Source organism: Brenneria corticis, from assembly GCF_003115855.1.
Taxonomy (GTDB): domain Bacteria; phylum Pseudomonadota; class Gammaproteobacteria; order Enterobacterales; family Enterobacteriaceae; genus Brenneria; species Brenneria corticis.
In genome coordinates this window covers 115,250-135,886 of record NZ_KZ819085.1, presented here as the reverse complement: position 1 = coordinate 135,886, position 20,637 = coordinate 115,250, and the positions used below count along the sequence as shown (strand labels likewise).

The 20,637-nt window shown below is 58.4% G+C and carries 15 protein-coding genes; 6 read left to right on the top strand and 9 right to left on the bottom strand.

Translation table 11 applies throughout. The annotated features are described in order from the left end of the window. Window positions 1-246: 246 nt before the first annotated feature. Entirely contained in the window at window positions 247-1,671 is a 1,425-nt protein-coding gene (locus DDT56_RS16640; protein WP_136167554.1) for a purine-cytosine permease family protein, read from the top strand. Beyond that, window positions 1,668-2,603: a PfkB family carbohydrate kinase gene (locus DDT56_RS16635; protein WP_136167553.1), complete on the top strand. Its 936-nt coding sequence runs from the start codon at window positions 1,668-1,670 to the stop codon at window positions 2,601-2,603. The genes DDT56_RS16640 and DDT56_RS16635 overlap by 4 nt, the downstream gene beginning before the upstream one ends. Window positions 2,604-2,628: 25 nt before the next feature. On the opposite strand, the gene ftsP is transcribed toward DDT56_RS16635, so the two are convergent. The 3 genes from ftsP to parC all read right to left on the bottom strand — a co-directional run bounded on the left by ftsP (window position 2,629) and on the right by parC (window position 7,393). After that, window positions 2,629-4,044, bottom strand: coding sequence for a cell division protein FtsP (gene ftsP / locus DDT56_RS16630; protein ID WP_136167552.1), 1,416 nt, complete (start codon window positions 4,042-4,044; stop codon window positions 2,629-2,631). 140 nt (window positions 4,045-4,184) lie between these two features. Next, window positions 4,185-4,922: a 1-acylglycerol-3-phosphate O-acyltransferase gene (locus DDT56_RS16625; protein WP_136167551.1), complete on the bottom strand. Its 738-nt coding sequence runs from the start codon at window positions 4,920-4,922 to the stop codon at window positions 4,185-4,187. A 200-nt stretch (window positions 4,923-5,122) separates the two neighbouring features. Next, window positions 5,123-7,393 (bottom strand): DNA topoisomerase IV subunit A, encoded by a 2,271-nt coding sequence (gene parC, locus DDT56_RS16620; protein WP_136167550.1) that lies wholly within the window; start codon window positions 7,391-7,393, stop codon window positions 5,123-5,125. Window positions 7,394-7,790: 397 nt separating this feature from the next. On the opposite strand from parC, the gene DDT56_RS16615 reads away from it, so the two are divergent. Continuing rightward, the gene (locus DDT56_RS16615; RefSeq protein ID WP_136167549.1) at window positions 7,791-10,184 is read left to right on the top strand and encodes a TonB-dependent hemoglobin/transferrin/lactoferrin family receptor; all 2,394 of its coding nucleotides are present in this window, start codon (window positions 7,791-7,793) and stop codon (window positions 10,182-10,184) included. Window positions 10,185-10,308: 124 nt separating this feature from the next. On the opposite strand, the gene DDT56_RS16610 is transcribed toward DDT56_RS16615, so the two are convergent. The 6 genes from DDT56_RS16610 to nudF all read right to left on the bottom strand — a co-directional run bounded on the left by DDT56_RS16610 (window position 10,309) and on the right by nudF (window position 16,759). Continuing rightward, a complete protein-coding gene (locus DDT56_RS16610; protein WP_136167548.1) occupies window positions 10,309-11,913 on the bottom strand; it encodes a rhodanese-like domain-containing protein in 1,605 nt (534 codons plus the stop codon). 323 nt (window positions 11,914-12,236) lie between these two features. Further along, the gene (parE, locus tag DDT56_RS16600) at window positions 12,237-14,132 is read right to left on the bottom strand and encodes a DNA topoisomerase IV subunit B (protein ID WP_136167546.1); all 1,896 of its coding nucleotides are present in this window, start codon (window positions 14,130-14,132) and stop codon (window positions 12,237-12,239) included. A gap of 128 nt (window positions 14,133-14,260) precedes the next feature. Beyond that, the gene (yqiA, locus tag DDT56_RS16595) at window positions 14,261-14,842 is read right to left on the bottom strand and encodes an esterase YqiA (RefSeq protein ID WP_136167545.1); all 582 of its coding nucleotides are present in this window, start codon (window positions 14,840-14,842) and stop codon (window positions 14,261-14,263) included. Next, a complete protein-coding gene (gene cpdA, locus DDT56_RS16590) occupies window positions 14,842-15,669 on the bottom strand; it encodes a 3',5'-cyclic-AMP phosphodiesterase (protein ID WP_136167544.1) in 828 nt (275 codons plus the stop codon). The genes yqiA and cpdA overlap by 1 nt, the downstream gene beginning before the upstream one ends. Window positions 15,670-15,699: 30 nt before the next feature. Beyond that, the gene (locus DDT56_RS16585; protein ID WP_136167543.1) at window positions 15,700-16,122 is read right to left on the bottom strand and encodes a DUF1249 family protein; all 423 of its coding nucleotides are present in this window, start codon (window positions 16,120-16,122) and stop codon (window positions 15,700-15,702) included. A 4-nt stretch (window positions 16,123-16,126) separates the two neighbouring features. Beyond that, window positions 16,127-16,759: an ADP-ribose diphosphatase gene (gene nudF, locus DDT56_RS16580; RefSeq protein ID WP_136167542.1), complete on the bottom strand. Its 633-nt coding sequence runs from the start codon at window positions 16,757-16,759 to the stop codon at window positions 16,127-16,129. 324 nt (window positions 16,760-17,083) lie between these two features. Between nudF and tolC the strand changes: the two genes are divergently transcribed. From tolC to DDT56_RS16565, 3 genes are all read left to right on the top strand, one after another. Next, a complete protein-coding gene (gene tolC, locus DDT56_RS16575) occupies window positions 17,084-18,496 on the top strand; it encodes an outer membrane channel protein TolC (protein WP_136167541.1) in 1,413 nt (470 codons plus the stop codon). A gap of 283 nt (window positions 18,497-18,779) precedes the next feature. Continuing rightward, entirely contained in the window at window positions 18,780-19,454 is a 675-nt protein-coding gene (locus DDT56_RS16570) for a DUF1190 family protein (RefSeq protein ID WP_136167540.1), read from the top strand. Window positions 19,455-19,465: 11 nt separating this feature from the next. Next, window positions 19,466-20,626, top strand: coding sequence for a glutathionylspermidine synthase family protein (locus tag DDT56_RS16565; RefSeq protein WP_136167539.1), 1,161 nt, complete (start codon window positions 19,466-19,468; stop codon window positions 20,624-20,626). Window positions 20,627-20,637 lie beyond the last annotated feature (11 nt).

Sequence of the window (20,637 nt, the reverse complement as noted above, 5' to 3'; positions counted from 1 at the left end):
CAACGAGGATGCCATCGGAGTGATGGATGCAGGTGCCGGTTCGCCCCTATTTGGCCGAACCGAGAACATTCCGCCCGCCCGACTCCCGATAATAATATCGTCGGCGAACCTGCCGACGTTACGCCTGAAACAGACGTATTCACCACGCTCCGACATTGATAAAAAAATCATACCCTGCCGGATCCGCTGGCGCCGACTAAGCTTTATGCTACGCTGAGAGTCGGTACGAAAAAGGAGCATGCCGCTATGAGGGACGCACGGCAAGACGCCGCAACACCACCGCAAAATAAAGTATGGAAAGTCGAAAACACCGGTATCGATTTGGTGCCGGAAGCCGAGCGCACCGGCAGGCCGCTGGAATTATTCTGGATCTGGTGCGCGGCTAATATCGGTATTCTCGGCATCGTCTACGGCGCCATTATCGTGTCGTTCGGTCTTTCCTTTATCCAATCAATCCTTGCCGCCATTCTCGGCGTGGCCAGCTTCGCGCTGGTCGGTTTCACTTCTTTTGCCGGTCAAATCGGCCGCACCGCCACGCTGACGCTCTCGCGCACGATTTTCGGCGTTAAAGGCAATATCGCGCCCACGGCATTCAGCTGGTTCAACCTGATGGGCTGGGAGGCGGTTAACCTGATTACCGGCACCCTGACGCTGTCCGCGCTGTTTGAAGCCACAGGGTTAAGCGGCAGCCACTCGCTGACCGCCGTTTGCCTGCTGCTTTTCGGCGGCCTGACGATTGCCGTCAGCATCCTGGGACAGAACACGCTGATCCTGCTGCAAAGCTGGATCACCCGTATTTTCGGCACCATGACGCTGGCGGTGGTGATTTATATTCTGTTCAACACCCCCTGGCATAAGGTGCTGTCGCTGCCGTCCGGCGACTGGTTAAGCGGATTTTTGCCCGCCGTTTCGGTGATTGCCGCCGGCACCGGCGTAGGCTGGACTATCGCCGGCGCGGATTACAGCCGCTATCAGAATCCGTCGTCCGGCCGCGGTCGCGTGTTTGCCGCCGTCGTCGGCGGCGCGGCGCTGCCGCTGGTACTGCTGATGCTGGCCGGTATTCTGCTGTCGTCCCAACTGCCCGATCTCGCCAGTTCGGCCAACCCGATAGCGCTGATTGGCACGGCGCTGCCGCCCTGGATGTCGGTGCCCTATCTGTTGACCGCCACGGCGGGCATCGTCACCATCGCGGTATTAAGCCTGTATTCCGCCGGCCTTAACCTGCTGACCATCGGCGTGAAAATGCGCCAGTCGGCGGCGGTGGCTCTCGACGCCGTGCTGGTGGTCGCCATCGCCATCTACGTGCTGTTTATTTCCGGCGACTTCCTGACGCCCTTTATCTCCTTTCTGATTTTCTGCGGCCTGTTCCTCGGCCCCTGGTCGGCGGTGTTTATTCTCGATTACCTGCTGATTCGCCGCCGCCATGGCTATGACCAGGACGCGCTTTTCGGCCTGAACGGCAAAAACCGCGGCGTACGCTGGGTTCCGCTGTTTTGCTGGCTGCTGGGCGCCATATCCGGCCTGATGGTGACGAAAACCGGCTTTATCGACGGGCCGCTGGCGCGGGGTATTTTCGCCGATTCCAGCCTGGGGCTGTTTGTCGCCTTCGGCGTCAGCCTGGTCGCCTACTGGCTCTATCTGCTGGTTAACCCGCAAGAGAAACGGGTATGACGCCGTTTGCGCCCGAACGTCCGGTAGTGGTGGTCGGCGGCGCCTGCGGCGATATGCTGCTGGCGCTGCCGCGCCTGCCGCGCCGCGGGGAAGATATTGAGGGGAAAGATCTCGGCCGGCAGATCGGCGGCTGCGCCTTTAACGTGGCCCGCGTCCTGCACCGCCTCAACGTGCCGATAATCAACGGCATGCCGGTGGGCAACGGGCCGTGGGGAAAAGCCGTCGCCGCCGCCATGGCGCAGATGAACCTGCCGGTGTTGATGCGCCATACGGAGATGGATAACGGCTGGTGCCTGGCGCTGACCGAGCCTGACGGCGAGCGGACGTTTATCGGTATTACCGGCTGTGAGGCGCACTGTAGCCGGGAAATGCTGCAACGGCTGGCGCCGCCCGACCATGCCCTGCTGTACCTCAACGGTTACGAACTGTTTGGCGACGGCGGCCGGGCGCTGCGCGAGTGGGCGCTGGCGCAGACGGCGCAAAAGCTGATTGATTTTGGCCCGCGTTTACCGCTGATCCCGGCGGATTTTATCGACGCGCTCTCCGGCAGCAATACCATCCTGACCTTGAATCGCGATGAAACCGAACGGCTATGCGGCGAGGGCGACCCGGTTTCACAGGCGCTGCGCTACGCCCGGCGCAGCGGTTTAACGCTGATTTGTCGTTTGGATAAGGAAGGAGCGTGGATTTGTCCCGCCGACGGCGAGCCGACCGCCGTGGCGCCCTACCCGGTAACGGTGGTGGATACCATCGGCGCCGGCGACGCGCACAGCGGCGGCCTGCTGGCCGGCCTGTCGGCGAACCGGCCGCTGCGCGATGCCGTCGATCTGGCCAATCAGGTGGCGGCCTGCGTGGTGGCCGGTCAGGGCGCGGCCGCCGCGCCGGACTGGGATACCCTGCGCCGGCGCTTCCCCACAGCGCGACAGCCGTAACCGGCCGCCGTCCGGCAGGCCGGCCTTAAACCGGCGCCTGCACGATAAGCTGCCCGGTCGAACCGCGATCGGCCATTTCCAGCGTTTGGCTGTAATACAGAAAGGGGAAAGCCTCTGACGACGGCTGGGTGAAATACACCAGCAGCTCTACGTCGCTATCCACCCAAACCGTATCCTTCCAGCCGCTGTCCTCTACCGGCACCGCCCCGCCGTTGACGCTGCGCACCAGAAACTTCACCCCCTGAATATGGAAGGGCTGGGGAGTATCCGCATGGATAAGCCAGCGCTCGCAGCGGCCCGGCTGCGTCTGCACGTCGGCGCGCGTCATATCCCACATCGCCCCGTTAATGCCCGGCAGGCTGTCGCCCAGACGGAACTCGCGGGTGCGGCTGATACCGCCTTCGATAATGTTATCCGCCAGCAGACGCATCGGCAGGTTATCGGTCACCAGAGGTAATAGCCCCGTGGGCTTAAGCGTTAATATCTGCGTCGAAATCAATATGCTGGACGGCTCAAACAATCCGCGCAGGCGATCCATAATCCCGGCGGACTCGCCGGCGGTCAGCGTCGCCTCATCCCCCTGCGACATATCGATCAGGATTTCCCGCCGTTCGCCCGGCGCCAGCGAGATCTGACTGACGGCCATCGGCGCCGGCAGCAACCCCTGATCGCTGGCGATAACGTGGATCGGGCGTCCGTCGCTCAGGCGCATGATATAGCGGCGGGCGTTCGAGGCGTTGACCAGCCGTAAGCGCACCCAGCCGCGGGACACCTCGACAAAGGGATTCTGCACGCCGTTGACCAGCAGTATATCGCCGACAAAACCGCCGCTGCCCGGCGGGTCGTAAATCGGCGCGCCGAAGCTATCCAGGCGTTTATCCTGAATAATCAGCGGAAAATCGTCCACGCCGTAGTGATTGGGCAGCGGCAAGGATTTACTGATGCTGTCTTCCACCAGCCACAGCCCCGCCAGCCCGTTGTAGACGTGCGGCGCCATGCGGTTCGGCGTATTGGCGTGATACCAGCAGGTGGCCGACGGCTGGCGGATCGGCAATACCGGCGACCAGTCCATACCCGGCGATATGATGCGCGCCGCGCCGCCCATCAGCGAGCCGGAAACCTGTAATCCGCCGATGGTCATGGACACCGGTTCAGTAAGCCGGTTGCTGTAAATCAGCTTGACGTCGTCCCCGTCAAACACGCGCACCGTCGGCCCCAGATAACGCCCGTTAATGCCCCAGACCGGCGTTTTACGATCGCCGCTGAAAGCCCAGTGGGCTCGTTGCATCGTCAGAAACAGCGGCTGCCCTCGGCGCGACTCCAGCAAGGGGGGGATCGGCAATGCCGTTGGCGTGCCGCTTACTCTCGCCGACAGGGGCCGGCTCCCCGCATACAACGCAAAACCCGATGCCTGAATAAACTGACGCCGGCTGAGTGACATAGTTGCTCCGTAAACCTGTTAAACCGTATGCAAAATGTAGCTTCCGAACCAAAAAGCGGAAGGTAATAAAATGAATTTAAACTGCCGGCAGCGCTGCCGGATGCATCATCCCCGCGGCCGTCGGGTTGTCACGTGGCGGTTTATTTTTTTTCCACCGCTTCACGTTCGGCGACTTCGGCGTCCAGCTGCGCCAGTTTGGCGGCCATCAGGTCATGACAGTGCGCCGCCAATTCACGTACCTGCTCTTTAGTGTAGGAACGGGTATCGACCGGCGGCAACATTTCCACAATCACATGGCCGTTATTCCAGCGGTTCAGCTTCACCTTATTGCTGGTGGTGGACACGCAAATCGGCACGATCGGCACTTCCGCGCTGATGGCGGCATGAAAGGCGCCGGTTTTAAACGGCAGCAGCCCGCGCCCGCGGCTGCGCGTGCCTTCCGGGAACATCCAGATCGAGATATTGTTCTCTTTGATGTGCTTGACCATCTGGGCGATGGTGCCGTGCGCTTTGGCCCGGTTGTCGCGGTCGATCAGCAGATTGCCCGTCAGCCAGTACAGCGGACCGAAGAACGGGATCCACAGCAGGCTTTTCTTGCCCACGGTGACCGTACGCGGCTGCACCGCGTTTGATGCGGTGACCATATCGTAATTATTCTGGTGATTGGCGATATAGATACATTTGCCGTAATGCGCCGCCTCCGGCGGGATCCTCAGCTCGACCTTCAGGCCGAATAGCCTGGAAAGACGCCCGAACATATGACCGAACGTCGCCACATGGCGTGGATTTTTAGGACTGAAAAGACAGTAAATGGAGCCAAAAATACAGATCAGCAGCGAAAATAGAATCACCACGATAAAACGAAGAATGAATAACATAACAACCTCATTAGCCAACTGCCGCTAGTATATACCTTTCATCAACGCTAGTGGCTATCGCGACGTCGCTATAAAACATAATGGCCTTTTTTGCTGGCTGGATAGCGATCCGTTCAGCGGACAAAAACCTCCGGGAGCGGGCAAAACGGGGGAACAGGCGGCCGCGACGGGTTGCCGCCTGTTTCCCCGGCGTGGATGATTTACTCTTCGCTGCTGCCGTCGCCCGGTCGTTTCGGCGCATCGACGTCAATGCGATCGATACGTTGCAGGCCGCGCAGCAAGGTGCCTTTCCGTCCGCGCTCGGACTGGTATTTCTGGAGCTCGTTGGCGCGCAGAACCAGTTTGCGTTTACCGAAGTACAGCGTCACCGACGCCTGCGGGGGCAGCAGCAGCAGCCAGGTCAGGCGATCTTTGCCGCTGGCGAAGTCCGCCGACGAAATAGAGATAATTTTATTGCCTTTCCCTTTCGACAGCTGCGGCAGGTCGGAAACCGGGAACAGCAGCATCCGGCCCGCGGCGGTGATCGCCAGCAGCGTATTGTCGTCTCCGTTGATCTCCAGCGGCGGCAGCACCTTGGCATTGTCCGGCAGGGTGATAATCGCTTTGCCGGCGCGGTTGCGCGCCACCAGATCGTTAAAGGTGCAGACAAACCCATAGCCGGCGTCGGACGCCATCAGCAAGGGCTGATCGTCCGCGGCCATCAGCACCTGCTCAACGGTCGCCCCCGGCGGCGGCGTCAGCTTGCCGGTCAAGGGTTCGCCCTGTCCGCGCGCCGAAGGCAGCGTCAGCGGATCGAGCGCGTAGCTGCGGCCGGTCGAGTCAATAAATACCACCGGCTGATTGGTTTTACCCCGGGCGGCGGAGCGGAAGCTGTCGCCGGCTTTATAACTCAGCCCGGACGGATCGATATCATGCCCTTTGGCGCTGCGCACCCAGCCCATCTCCGACAGCACGATGGTGACCGGCTCCGAAGGCACGAAGTCATGCTCGCTCATCGCTTTCGCTTCAGCGCGCTCCTTCAGCGGGGAACGGCGCTCGTCGCCGTAGGTCTGGGCGTCCGCCTGAATTTCCTTTTTCAGCAGGTTGCTCAGCTTACGTTCAGACGCCAGCAAAGCCTGCAAATGGTCGCGCTCTTTCGCCAGATCGTCCTGCTCGCCGCGGATTTTCATCTCTTCCAGCTTGGCCAGATGGCGTAATTTCAGTTCCAGAATCGCTTCGGCCTGGGTTTCGCTCAGGCTGAACTGGCGCATCAACACCGGCTTCGGCTCGTCTTCCGTACGGATGATGTGGATCACTTCATCAATATTGAGGAACGCAATCAGCAACCCTTCCAGAATGTGCAGGCGCTTAAGCACCTTCTCCAGCCGGTAGTTCAAGCGGCGGCGCACGGTATCTCGGCGGAATACCAGCCATTCGGTCAGGATTTCAACCAGCCCTTTAACGCCGGGACGGCCATCCAGACCGATCATATTCATATTGATGCGGTAGCTTTTTTCCAGATCGGTGGTGGCGAACAGATGGTTCATCACCTGATCCAGATCGATGCGGTTGGAGCGCGGCACCAGCACTAAACGGGTAGGGTTTTCGTGGTCCGACTCATCGCGCAGGTCTTCAATCATCGGCAGCTTTTTGGCGCGCATCTGGCTGGCGATCTGCTCCAGCACCTTGGCGCCGGAAACCTGATGGGGCAGCGCGGTGATCACCGCTTCGCCATCCTCTTTCTTCCAGATGGCGCGCATACGCACCGAACCACGCCCGTTCTGGTAAATTTTACGCACTTCGTCGCGCGGGGTAATGATTTCCGCTTCGGTGGGGAAATCCGGCCCCTGAACGTGCTGCAACAAATCCTCCAGCGTGGCGCCGGGCTTATCGATCAACGCCACGGCGGCGGCGGCGACTTCGCGGATATTGTGCGGCGGGATATCGGTCGCCATCCCGACGGCGATCCCGGTGGTGCCGTTAAGCAGAATGTTCGGCAGACGGGCAGGCAGCATTTTCGGCTCCTGCAGGGTACCGTCGAAGTTCGGCACATAGTCCACCGTGCCCTGCCCCAGTTCGTTAAGCAGCAGCTCGGCGTATTTGGACAGCCGGGATTCGGTATAACGCATCGCCGCGAACGATTTCGGATCGTCCGGCGCCCCCCAGTTCCCCTGGCCGTCCACCAGCGGATAGCGGTAGGAGAAGGGCTGCGCCATTAACACCATCGCTTCGTAACAGGCGCTGTCGCCGTGCGGATGGTATTTACCCAATACGTCGCCCACGGTACGGGCGGATTTTTTAAACTTGGCGCTGGAATTCAGGCCCAGCTCCGACATGGCATAGACAATGCGGCGCTGCACCGGCTTCAGCCCATCGCCGATAAACGGCAACGCCCGGTCCATGATGACGTACATCGAGTAGTTCAGGTACGCATTTTCAGTAAACGTGTGCAGCGCCAGGCTTTCCGCGCCGTCATGCGTAATCTCGCTCATTTATCTCATTTCCTCACATCGCGGCGCGATTATTACTCTCTTCGGCGCGCCGCACAGCGGTATGGTCGGCGGGAATAATACCTTATCCGGCTAGGTTCTGTCACAAACAACGGCGGCGGTACGCCGCGTTCGCCATCTACGGTTTCAACCTGAAAAAGTCGGCTCCGCCATCGCCGCCGCCAAAGGTTTTATTAAGAATTATTCATCATCATTGCAACAGCAAATGATAATGATTAACATATGATAATAATTATCATTCCCTTATTTTTTATAGTGTTATCGCCGTAAATTTCGGGTCGCCGCAAGGCAGATCCTTTTGTTTTCCGCCATCGCCATTGATTGCCGGCACCGCTATCGACGGTGCCGGTCGGACAGTTCCATAGTAAAGAGTATCATCATGATAATTAATAAGAATTTAAATCAAATCCTGCTCACCGGGGTATTAGCCGGCGTCGCGTTCAACGGCGCTGCCGCCAGCGCCCAAAATCAGACCGCTTCAGCCAGCCAGTCCGAACCGACGGGTGACGTAATGACCGTTTACTCACCTAAAATCGAGAGGAAGGCGGGCTCCGAGGTGACGATAACCGCTGATGAAATGCAGAAAAACGGCGGCAACGACTTCCGCAACATCATGCGCTACCAGCCGCTAATCAGCGCGCCGGGCGTCGCCAGCGGCGTCAGCGCGGGCAAAAGCGGCTACGATCGCGGCGGCGCCAGCGGCTACAACATTCGCGGTCTGGAAAACAATCGGGTTTCCATTGATATCGATGGCGTTGAACTACCGTCTTCCACCGATCGCGGCACATCCACCGTCAGCGGTCGCCGCCAGACGGGCAGCACCGGCATTGGCCGCGGCGATTATCTTGACCCCTATCTGTACGGTTCGGTGGAGATCGAGTCCGGCGCCACGTCGGTCGACAACAGTAATAACGCCTTGGGCGGCTCGGTCTCTTTCAAACCGAAATCCGCCAACGATTATCTCAATATCGACAAGCACAGCTATTTCGGTTATCAGGCCGGGTATGATTCCGCCAACCGTAGTTTCCACAACGGCATTACCGCGGCCGGCGGCGACGACACCCTGCGCGGCGTGGTTGTTATCAGCCGCCGCGACGGCAATGAAACCGAGAACCACCGCGACGCCGCTATTGACAGCACCCCGGCCAACTGGCACTCCAACGCGGTACTGGCGTCCGCCATCTGGCAAGCGACGAATGCGCATCAGTTGACCGCCACCGTCGATTATTATCACAAAACCAACCACGCCGATTTCCCGACCTGGAGCATGAACGCATCGGGCGTCTCTTCCCTGGACGGCAGCACCTCATATCAGGATAGTCAGACCCGCCGCTGGGGATTCAGCCTGACGGATCTCTATACGCCGCAAGATTTCGCGCTGTTCGACAGCCTGAATACCAAACTGTTCTATACCCAGACCGAAGCGCACGACTACACCGTCACGGACGCTTCCACGCCGACTTCCGTCTGGAGCAACTATGATACCAACGGCTTTGGTCTGGAAAGCAAGGCCGCCAAGGAGTGGCGCAACCACAGTTTCAGCTACGGTTTCAATGCCCGCCAACAGCGCACCGAGCGTCCGTTCACGGCGCAAAATCTGACGGCTGGCGGCATGAGTATCGATCTGGGACGACCGCAGGCGGACAGCAAAATCGCCAATCTGGGGGCTTTCGTACAGGACAAGATAACCTGGGAGCTGGCTGGCCGCGAATTCTCGGTAGCGCCGGGGGTGCGCTTCGCCTGGCAGCACGCCGAACCGAAGAACGCTTCCAATCTGTTTACCAATACCAATGGTAATGTGACTGCGGACGAAGCCGCCGGCATGTACGGCACCAATGCCGATGGACAGGTGATGCCATCCATCGCTTTCCAGTACCACCTCACGCCCGACCTGCTGGCTTACGTTCAATACCGGCGCGGCGCCCAGTTCCCCACCGACGGGCAGCTCTACGGTTCCTGGGCTCTCGGCTATTTCGGCACTTCCAGCAGCTACGCCGTCTTGAGCGATCCGAACCTGAAAACCGAAACCAGCGATAACTACGAACTGGGGCTGAAAGGGCAGATTGTAGAAGGGGTCACGCTGAGCGCGGCGGCATTTTACAGTGATTATAAGAACTTTATCGCCAACGGCTACTATCGCCGCGCCGATAATCCCGACCTGTTCGCCCGCGTGCCGGACAGCATCAGCACGCTTTATCTGACCGAGAACCGCGATAAAGCCTATATCTACGGCGGCGAAATCAGCGCCCAATTCAACCTCGGCACCTGGTTCGAACAGGCGAACGGCTTCAAAGCCCGTCTGGCCTACGGCTATAGCGAAGGGGCATCAAAATCCAGCGCCAACGGGGACGCGTACGTCAACCTGGACTCGGTAACGCCGCAAAAAGCGGTGGTGGGAATCGCCTATGACGATCCGTCCAACACCTACGGCGCCGCGCTGACCGCCGCCTTCAACAAAGGTAAAACCGCCACCTACGCGGCGGGGCGCAAGCTTCCTTCCAGCGGAAACAATCTGGGCTCCGACGACTACACTTTTATGCGTGTACCGGGCCATGGATTGGTGGATCTAAGCGCTTACTATCGCCTCTCTCCAAACGTGAGGCTGAGCGGCGGCATCTACAACCTGACCGACCGCAAATACTGGGATTATCAGACCAGCCGTAATATCGAGGCGTCCACCAGCAACAACGCCAGCGATATCAACTACTACAATCAACAGTTGGCCGTGGCCCCCGGCCGCACCTTCCAGCTTGGCGTCAATGTGGATTTCTAATTCCGACCGGCGTCAGGGCATAAGCCCTGACGCCCCGCGTCCGCCTCAACCCAGACGGGATCTTAGCTGCTTGCGGAGCTTTTTCGCCCCGCTTAGCGCGTTATATGACATAAACCGCTGTCCGTTAATGGCCGACAAGATTGAATTTCGCGATGCCGTCCCGCTTCAGTTGCTCCACCAGCTGCAATTCCCAGTCGATGTACCCCTGCATGGCCGATTTCGGACTATCAACGCCCTCATAGGGCCGTTTATAAACGTCATCAACCGGAATCAGGGTAAAACCGAACCCCTGCTCCAGCGGAAGGCGGGCATCGCACCAGCCGCGAGTTCCTCCCGCCAGCGCAAAGCAGCGTTTGTCGGTCAGGCGTTCAAGTTCGGGCAACGTCGCACGCGCCAACTCGCCATCGGCGGAGGTCAGAACCAGATTTTCCGCGCCGGAAAGCGCGGGCAGCAGTTGCGGCAGATAAATCCCCGGACAGAACAGGGCGCCGGGGACGTGGCCTTTGGCATAGGCGCTGCTGCGCGATAAATCGATGACCGCCGTTTTGCCCTGCTCCAGCCAACGAGACAGCGTTTCCGGCGTAACGGTCGAAGCGGCCGTCGCCGGCGCTTTCTCCGGCGGCGCGACGGCGGGTTTCAAATCCGCCGCCAGCCCGCCGGCCAGCACGGCGACGTCTTTCCAGCCCATCTGGCGCAGCCAGGAGGCGGCGATCGCCGCGCGCACGCCGTCATCGTCGGCCAAGACGATACGGGCGTTGCGGATGCCGATATATTCGTCCGTCGCCTGCACCAGCTGCCCTCCGGGGGCGTGCCGGAACCCTTCGGCCCTGACGAGCCGATACTCTTCCGGGCTGCGCACGTCGAAGCAGAACAGGCTGCGGGCGTCCGACTCCGCTCGCCACGCCCGCAGCTCGTCACCGGTGATAAAGCGCCCCCCCGCCCGTTGCGCCAGGGCCTCGGCGGCGGCGCGCGCTTTGTGCAGGTTCTCCGCGCCGACCCGCTCCGGCGCTCTGCGGTCGGCGCCGTATTCCAGTTGAAAACCGGCGATCAGCCAGCCGATGGTGCCATTGCGCAGCGCGACGACATGCTTGAACAGCCCGGAATTAATCAGCGACTGCGCGCCGATAATCGAGCGCGTCCGGCCCGCGCAGTTCACCACGATCGTCGTTTCCTCATCCCTGACCAACTCCGCGGCGCGCAAGACAAGCTCCGCGCCGGGAGCGCTGATCGAACCGGGTATCGTCATCACCTGATATTCGGAAAACGGCCTGGCGTCGAGAATGACGATATTGTCGCCATTACCGATGCGTTCCTGTAACGCTTGCGCCGTAATCATCGGCGTATTGGCATAGTGCGCGACCCACTCGCCGAACGCTTTCGAAGGCACGTTGACGTCACGAAACAGTTCGCCGCCGGCCCGCAGCCAGGCGGCCAGATCGCCCTTCACCGCGACGATATCTTCGTAGCCTTTCGCCGCCAGCCGCCGGTACGCCGTTGGCGCCAGCCCTTTGTCGGCATCAAACAGGACGACGGGCGCCCGGCGGTTCGGCACCAGACGCGCGACGCTCACCTCCAGCTCCGACAAGGGGATATTCACCGCCAGATAAGGCTGGGCCCGGCTGAACTCCCCCTCTTCCCGCAGGTCGATAAACGCGAACTCGCTCTCCGAGCGCAGCAGCGCCAGAGTCTGTTCGATATCGATATAGGATAATGCGCGCTCATTACTCATGGATCACATACTCTTTAACGTTGGCTTTTTCGGTTATGACTCAGATGCGTTGCGATGGTATTTTTCAATGTAAGCACCGATGACTTTTTCATGTATTTCAAATGAACGGGAAAATCGGTAGTGAAAAAACCAATGAAAGGACTTAAGTTTCTTTAGGATATAGCGCGCAAAGACATAATAAAAATACAATAATAAATTATATGATTATTATTCTTAGAAATAATGCGGATGTAAAAGCAGTATTTCACCTATGGTTAGTTTTATACAAAATATAGCGAACCCTGCGCGCCGCCAATCCCGGCGACACGCGGAAAACAGGCGGGTTATACTTCGATCTCCGCCCGGTCGCCTTTCTCCTGCAGCCAGTTGCGCCGATCTTCCGCCCGCTTTTTCGCCAGCAGCATATCCATCATCGCCATCGTCTGGTCGATATCTTGGTCGTTGATCGTCAACTGCACCAGCCGGCGGGTATTGGGATCGAGCGTAGTTTCCCGCAGCTGCAGCGGGTTCATTTCACCCAGCCCTTTAAAGCGCTGCACGTTGGGTTTGCCCTTTTTACGCTTGAGCTGTTCCAGCACGCCCGCTTTTTCCTCTTCATCCAGGGCGTAATACACCTCTTTGCCGAGATCGATGCGGTACAGCGGCGGCATCGCCACATAGACATGGCCGCCCTTCACCACCGAGCGGAAATGACGCACGAACAGGGCGCACAGCAGCGTGGCGATGTGTAAGCCGTCGGAGTCCGCATCCGCCAGGATACAGATCTTGCCATAGCGCAACTGACTCAGGTCGTCGCTATCGGGATCGATGCCGATGGCCACCGAAATATCGTGCACTTCCTGCGAGGCCAGCACCTCATCGGAGGAAACTTCCCAGGTGTTCAGAATTTTGCCCTTAAGCGGCATAATCGCCTGAAATTCGCGCTCTCGCGCCTGCTTGGCGGAGCCGCCCGCCGAGTCCCCTTCCACCAGGAACAGTTCGGTGCGGTTAAGATCCTGCGAGGTGCAGTCCGCCAGCTTGCCGGGCAGCGCGGGGCCGCTGGTCAGCTTTTTGCGCACCACCTTTTTGGCCGCGCGCATGCGGCGCTGGGCGCTGGCGATCGCCAGTTCGGCCAGCTGTTCCGCCGCCTGGATATTCTGGTTCAGCCACAGGCTGAACGCATCTTTCACCACGCCGGAAACAAACGCCGCGCACTGGCGTGAAGAGAGGCGCTCTTTGGTTTGCCCGGCGAACTGCGGATCCTGCATCTTGACCGACAGCACATAGGCACAGCGCTCCCAGATATCGTCGGCGCTCAGCTTTACGCCGCGCGGCAGGATATTGCGGAACTCGCAGAACTCGCGCATGGCGTCCAGCAGACCCTGGCGCAGACCGTTAACGTGCGTGCCGCCCATCGGGGTGGGGATCAGGTTGACGTAGCTTTCGGTCAGTAGCTCCCCCCCTTCCGGCAGCCACAGCAGCGCCCAGTCCACCGCCTCGGTGTCGCCGGCAATCGCTCCCAGAAACGGCTTTTCCGGCAGGGTGATCAAGCCGTTCACCGCTTCGCACAGGTAATCGTTCAGCCCGTCCTGATAGCACCAGCGCTGCTCGGTATTATTGACCTTATCTTTAAAAACGATTTCGACGCCGGGACAGAGCACCGCCTTGGCTTTCAGCAGATGCGTCAGGCGGGAAACGGAAAAACGCGGGCTGTCGAAGAATTTTTCATCCGGCCAGAAGTGAACGCGGGTGCCGGTGTTGCGGCGGCCGCAGGTGCCGGTGACGGTAAGATCCTGCACTTTGTCGCCATTCTCAAACGCCATGTCGTACACCTGGCCGTCGCGCCGCACCGTCACTTCCACCCGCGAAGAGAGCGCGTTGACCACCGAGATCCCCACGCCGTGCAAGCCGCCCGAAAACTGATAGTTTTTATTGGAGAATTTACCGCCCGCGTGCAGGCGGCACAGAATCAGTTCAACCGCCGGGACGCCCTCTTCAGGATGGATATCCACCGGCATCCCGCGGCCGTCATCAACCACTTCCAATGACTGATCGGCGTGCAAAATCACGTCAATACGGCGCGCATGTCCGGCCAACGCCTCATCGATGCTGTTGTCTATCACCTCTTGCCCTAAATGGTTGGGGCGAGAGGTGTCGGTATACATTCCCGGGCGACGGCGCACCGGTTCCAGTCCGCTGAGTACTTCAATCGCATCGGCGTTATAACTTGATTGCGTCATGGTTTGATTTAATTCGTTGTTTTAAATGATAAGTGGTGAACTATACCGCTGGTGCGTCATGCGCGAAAGAGCGGCGGGCAAGGTTCATTTGCGCACTGTCGTCATCATCGCTGCCGGTACCCTGTTGATCAGTCTGGCGCGAGCCCCAGAAAATTCACGATGGGCGAAAAAAAGCGCTCAAATCCGACAAAGGCATGATTGCCCCCTGATTCCACCGTCTGGCGGCAGGACGTGTAATAAGCGACGGCCTGACGATAATCCAGCACTTCATCTCCGGTCTGCAACAGCAGCCACAGCAAATCAGGCGACTCCAGCGGCTCAACCTGCATGACCTTGAGATCGTAAACGTGCCGCGACTCTAGCACATATTGCTCGCCCGTGTAGGGGTTCTGATACTCCCCCAGATGGTCGAGCAGCAGTTCAAACGGCCGCACGGCCGGATTCACCACGACGGCGGGCAAGGTGAAACACTGGGATAGCCAGGTGGCATAATAACCGCCGAGCGAAGAGCCGACAATGCCCAGCGGGCGGCCCGCATGCGCCAGCACCAGCGACTCCATCAGCTCGGCCGCTTCATCAGGATAAGGCGGAAGCTGCGGCGTCAGCATTTCAATCGCAGGATGATGAACCGCCAGCCACGCTTTCAGCGCCGTGGCTTTTGCCGAATTGGGCGTGCTGTTGAAACCGTGCAGATAGAGTAAGGTCGGCATCAATAACCGTCCGAATTCATATCCGGCAGGAATTCATTGCCCGGCAGACGAAACACCTCGGTTTCCAGCTGGCCGTCCGGCATTAAATCCAGATAACGCCAGCCGGGCGCCACGTCGTCGATGGCGAAACTGGTGCAATGGGGTTTGAACTGAACGCAGGTGGAGGGCGTAGCCAGCAGACGACGGCCGTGCCAGCCGAGATCCAGCTCCTGATGAATATGCCCGCAAAGAATGGTATTCACCCGCGGGTAACGGGCCAGTATCGCCGCCAGACTGTGCGCGTTGCGCAGGCTGTGCTGGTCCAGCCAGGTACAGCCGGAAGGATGGGGATGATGATGCAGCAGCAAGAGCGTGTAGCGATCCGGCTGGCTTTGCAGAGTGCGTTCCAGCCATTCGAGCTGATAATCGCTCAACTCGCCGTGGGGCACGCCAAAAACCTGGCTATCCAGCAAAATAGTCTGCCACTTATCGCCCAGCAGCACATGCTTGGACGGCGCAATGCCCGCTTCCGCCAGCGCATCCACCATCGCCGGCTGAAAATCATGATTACCCGGCAGCCACACGCAGGGCGCGGACAGTTGCCGGATCCCGCGGGAAAAATGGCGATAGGCTTCCAGCGAGTGGTCCTGCGCCAAATCGCCCGTCGCGACGATTAAATCAACCGCATACTGCTGAGCCTGTATGGCATCCAGCACCGCGTGATAACTGCGGTATGTGTTAATACCCAGCAGTGTTTCATGCTCGCCGGCAAAAAGATGGGTATCCGTTATTTGTAAAATCCTGATTCTGGCCCCATTCGCCACAGGAAGTGTCAACAGGCTTTCCAAATGATGGTGTCCTTGGTTACTTAAATCTGTCTAACAAACCGGGATCGACATCGAACCATACGCCAAACAATATTTTAGCCAATCAGCAAGAAACTGATTAATCTGATGCTTTTCGTCACGCTGATGTAACTTATTATTCGGATAATCATAACGTGCTTTAAAGCGAAAGATCTGCTGACTGGCACACACTTCCGCAACCAGCGCGTCATGATACAGCCTGACCGTCATCATCGGCAGGCTCCAGTAGCTTACCGCCGGCGCGACCTGCTTAATCTCCACCAGCGAAGTGTAGCGGGTAGACTCAAGAATCGTTAAACGATAGACAGCATGATTAACGCGATAAACCGCGGTTTCACCGACTTCGTCGATACGGGGCAGCAAACGCCGTAACTGCATGAAATTGGTTTCGCACAGCCTCATCATTGCCGGGAAATCCGGGGTATAACGCTTCATAAATTCAACCCGCCCACGTGTTTCGCAGTTTTTCATGGTGCAACGCCAACCATTGCAAGGCAATGACGGACGCTGCGTTATCGATAATCCCATCCTCAACCCACTGATAAGCCTGTTCACGGCTGACGACATGCACCCGGATATCTTCGTTTTCCTCCGCCAGCCCGTGAATGCCGGCCGCGGTGCGGGCATCCACCTCGCCGACCATAACGGTCAGACGTTCGCTGGTGCCGCCGGGGCTGGCAAGATAGCTGACGATTTGCCGGCAGCGGCCGACGGCCAGTCCCGCTTCTTCCTGCGCTTCCCGGCGCGCCACCTGCTCCAGGCTCTCTCCCGGTTCAATCATGCCCGCCACCAGTTCAAGCAGCCAGGGGGAGACGCTGGTGTCATAGGCGGCAATGCGGATCTGCTCGGCCAGCACCACCTCGTCGCGCACCGGATCATAAGGTAACAGGACAACCGCATGTCCGCGCTCAAAAATCTCGCGGCTGACTTCCTCGCTCATCTCGCCGTTAAACAGGCGATGACGGAAACGATAGCGCACCAGTGAAAAAAAACCGTTGTATAATTTTTCACGTGCGATAATTTCCACATCGTCTTTATCGAAAGTAACCGGGCTGGGTACTGAATGCGCCATGACTAAGCTCCTGTAACGGGTATCGGTGGAATCAGCCATTGTATGGCGAAAATCCCGCTCATCAAACTCGCGGTTGTTTGTGGTAGATTTGCATCAAGGCAGAATCCGTCGTCTGCATAGCAGGCATTATTACCGTAAACCGTTTTCATACGGCAAGCGTAGCCTCAGGCCCGAATAGTCCGGAATCGCCTGAACCGGCGGGTTTCACGGAAAGATGGCACATTCAGCTACCTTATCCTATTGGCAGATTCTGATAGAATCGACGATTATTCGTTATATCGACAGCGCTACCATAGCGACATTGCTGCACAACAAGGAATGCAAATGAAGAAATTGCTCCCTCTTCTGATTGGTCTGAGCCTGGGCGGTTTTAGTGCCATGGGGCAGGCAGAAAATCTGTTACAGGTCTATCAGCAGGCTAAAACAACCAACCCGGATTTACGCAGCTCGGCAGCAACCCGCGACGCAGCGTTTGAAAAAATCAACGAAGCCCGAAGCCCGCTGCTGCCGCAGCTGGGTTTAGGCGCGGATTATACCTATAACAACGGCTATCGCGACAACGACGGCGTGGACAGCGATGTGAAAAGCGCGTCATTGCAATTGACGCAAACCCTGTTCGATATGTCCAAATGGCGCGCCCTGACGTTGCAGGAAAAACAGGCCGGTATCGAAGATGTCACTTTTCAGAGCGCGCAACAGGCGCTGATCCTTAATACCGCCACCGCCTATTTCAACGTTCTGCGCGCGATCGACTCCCTCTCTTATATCAACGCGCAGAAACAGGCGATTTATCGCCAGTTGGATCAAACCACCCAGCGCTTTAACGTCGGCCTGGTGGCGATTACCGACGTACAGAACGCCCGCGCGCAGTATGACAGCGTGTTGGCAAATGAGGTTCTGGCGCGCAATACGCTGGATAACGCATTAGAAGTGCTGCGGCAGGTAAGCGGTAATTTCTACCCGCAGCTGGCGGGATTGAATATCGAACGTTTTTCGACCCAGAAACCGGAAGGGGTGAACAACCTGCTGAAAGAGGCGGAAAACCGCAACCTGAATCTCTTATCGGCGCGATTGAGCCAGGATCTGGCGCGCGAACAAATCCGCTACGCGCAGACCGGGCACCTGCCGACGCTGGATCTGACCGCATCGACCAGCGTAAGCGATACCAGATACTCCGGTTCTCAAACGCGTAACAGCAATCAGTTCAATGACAGCGACGCCGGTCAAAACCAGGTTGGCATCAACTTCACGCTGCCGCTGTATAGCGGCGGCGCCACCAGCTCGCAGGTGAAACAGGCGCAGCACAGTTTCGTTAGTTCCAGCGAACTGCTGGAAAGCGCTCACCGTACCGTCGTCCAGACCGTACGCTCGTCGTTTAACAATATTTCCGCCTCCATCAGCAGCATCAACGCTTATAAGCAGGCCGAAGTTTCCGCGCAAAGCTCACTGGATGCGATGGAAGCCGGCTATCAGGTAGGAACCCGAACCATCGTCGACGTGCTGGACGCCACCACCACGCTGTATAACGCCAAGCAGCAGCTTTCCAGCGCCCGTTATGATTACCTGATTAATCAGTTGAATATCAAATCCGCGCTGGGCACGCTGAACGAATCCGATCTGCAAACGCTGAATGCCGCGCTAGGCCAGCCGGTGTCGACCACGCCGCCGGTCGCCGACGATAACGGCGCCGCGCCGCTGGCCGGCACCACGACGGCATCGTCCGGATTGCTGCGGTAATTCCGACGCCAGGGGAACATGTTGTTCCCCTCAGACCATTGACAGAGCCNACGGTAGGCCCGGGTATCTCCGGCTTACAGGCGACTTTGTCAGCAACCTCCCCTTTTTCCCCTCCGGAGCGCTGCCGGTCAGATAAAGCGAAGCGCCGCACAACTGAATGTATAGCAACGTAAAGAGTGGCTCGGTTACCGCCATTGGTGCTTTAAATTCAAGCAGCCTTCCCCTATTCTTAAGCGCAATTGTTAACAATTGGGCATGATGTCTTTTCTCTGGGATTAACACGATGAAACGCACCAAAAATATCAATCAGGAAACTTTCCGCAAAGGGTGGCGAACCTATCGTTTGGCGCCCATCGCGCTGGCGGTCAGTACGGTATTCATACTGGCCGGCTGTGAGCAGGCCGATGAAACGGTTTCGCTGTATCAGAACGCCGACGACTGCTCCGCCGCCAATCCGTCCATGAGCGCGCAATGCACCACGGCATACAATAACGCGTTGAAAGAGGCGGAAAAAACCGCGCCGAAATACGCCACCCGCGAAGACTGCGTCGCCGAGTTCGGCGAAGCGCAGTGTACTCAGGCGCCGGCGCCCGCACAGGCCGGGGTAGGCTCAGGCGCGGCCGCTGAATCCCAGCAGAGCGGCAGCTTCTGGATGCCGCTGATGGCCGGCTACATGATGGGCCGGATGATGGGCGGCTCAGGTTTCGCGCAGCAGCCGCTGTTTACCTCGAAATCGCCGACCAGCCCGGCCAACGGCAAGTTTGTCGATGCCAGCGGTAAAAATTACGGCAACGCGACGACCGGCCGCAGCATCAACGTACCGAAAACGGCGCTGGCTCCTAAACCGGCCACCACCAACACCGTTACCCGCGGCGGATTTGGCGAAACCGTCGCCAAACAGACCAGCATGCAGCGCAGCAACGCCAGTTCCAGCACTTCCCGTAGTATGGGTGGCTGAGGACCTATTTAATGAAGCGGATTGAAATTAAGGAACGCCCCGACTGGCGTGAGAAAGCCACTGAATTCGGCTTCCGTTTTCACACCATGTACGGCGAACCCTACTGGAGTGAAGAGGCGTATTATCAGTTTACCCTCGCCCAGATTGAAGAGCTGGAAGATACCACCGCGGAGCTGCACCAGATGTGCCTGCAGGTGGTGGAAAAGGTCGTTAACAGCGAAGCGCTGCTGGCAAAATTCCGCATCCCCAAACACACCTGGGAATTTGTCAGAAACTCATGGCGCACCAACCAGCCGTCGCTCTATTCACGCCTCGATCTGGCTTATGACGGCAAAACGCCGGCCAAGCTGCTGGAAAATAACGCCGATACGCCGACATCGCTCTACGAAGCGGCGTTTTTCCAGTGGCTGTGGCTGGAAGATCAAATCAAGGCCGGGCAGCTGCCGCAAACCGCCGATCAGTACAACAGCATCCAGGAAAAGCTGATCGAACGTTTTGAAGATCTTAAACTGAACCACGGCTTCGGCCTGCTGCATTTCGCTTGCTGTCAGGATACGGAAGAAGATCGCGGCACGGTGCAATACCTGCAGGACTGCGCGCTGGAAGCCGGTCTGCCGAGTGAATTTCTGTATATGGAAGAAATCGGCCTCGGCGAAAAAGGCCAGTTTACCGATCTGGAAAATCAGGTCATCAGTAACCTGTTCAAGCTCTATCCGTGGGAATTCATGCTGCGCGAGATATTCTCCACCAAGCTGGAGGACGCCGGCGTGCGCTGGCTGGAGCCCGCCTGGAAAAGCATTATCTCCAATAAGGCGCTGCTGCCGATGCTGTGGGAAATGTTCCCCAACCACCCGAACCTGCTGCCCGCCTATTTCACCGAGGATGAACACCCTGCGCTGGAGAATTACGTCATCAAGCCGTTGTTTTCCCGCGAAGGCGCCAATATTCAAATCGTGGAAAACGGCAGGGAAATCGCCGCGGTGGGCGGGCCATACGGCGAAGAGGGCAAGATCATCCAGCAGTACCACCCCCTGCCCAGGTTTAATGACAGCTATACGCTGATCGGCAGTTGGCTGGTAAACGATCGGCCCTGCGGCATCGGCGTCCGAGAAGACCGCGAGTTGATCACCCAGGATCTGTCGCGTTTCTACCCGCATACTATCGTGGATTGACGGTCAATCAT

Bases quoted from the DNA above. Each gene is read 5' to 3' on its own strand.
- DDT56_RS16610 (WP_136167548.1), bottom strand. From the start codon at position 11,913: ATGAGTAATGAGCGCGCATTATCCTATATCGATATCGAACAGACTCTG.
- DDT56_RS16565 (WP_136167539.1), top strand. From the start codon at position 19,466: ATGAAGCGGATTGAAATTAAGGAACGCCCCGACTGGCGTGAGAAAGCC.
- DDT56_RS16635 (WP_136167553.1), top strand. From the start codon at position 1,668: ATGACGCCGTTTGCGCCCGAACGTCCGGTAGTGGTGGTCGGCGGCGCC.
- parE (WP_136167546.1), bottom strand. From the start codon at position 14,132: ATGACGCAATCAAGTTATAACGCCGATGCGATTGAAGTACTCAGCGGA.
- DDT56_RS16570 (WP_136167540.1), top strand. From the start codon at position 18,780: ATGAAACGCACCAAAAATATCAATCAGGAAACTTTCCGCAAAGGGTGG.
- DDT56_RS16615 (WP_136167549.1), top strand. From the start codon at position 7,791: ATGATAATTAATAAGAATTTAAATCAAATCCTGCTCACCGGGGTATTA.
- parC (WP_136167550.1), bottom strand. From the start codon at position 7,393: ATGAGCGAGATTACGCATGACGGCGCGGAAAGCCTGGCGCTGCACACG.
- DDT56_RS16625 (WP_136167551.1), bottom strand. From the start codon at position 4,922: ATGTTATTCATTCTTCGTTTTATCGTGGTGATTCTATTTTCGCTGCTG.
- nudF (WP_136167542.1), bottom strand. From the start codon at position 16,759: ATGGCGCATTCAGTACCCAGCCCGGTTACTTTCGATAAAGACGATGTG.
- DDT56_RS16585 (WP_136167543.1), bottom strand. From the start codon at position 16,122: ATGAAGCGTTATACCCCGGATTTCCCGGCAATGATGAGGCTGTGCGAA.
- ftsP (WP_136167552.1), bottom strand. From the start codon at position 4,044: ATGTCACTCAGCCGGCGTCAGTTTATTCAGGCATCGGGTTTTGCGTTG.
- yqiA (WP_136167545.1), bottom strand. From the start codon at position 14,842: ATGCCGACCTTACTCTATCTGCACGGTTTCAACAGCACGCCCAATTCG.
- DDT56_RS16640 (WP_136167554.1), top strand. From the start codon at position 247: ATGAGGGACGCACGGCAAGACGCCGCAACACCACCGCAAAATAAAGTA.
- tolC (WP_136167541.1), top strand. From the start codon at position 17,084: ATGAAGAAATTGCTCCCTCTTCTGATTGGTCTGAGCCTGGGCGGTTTT.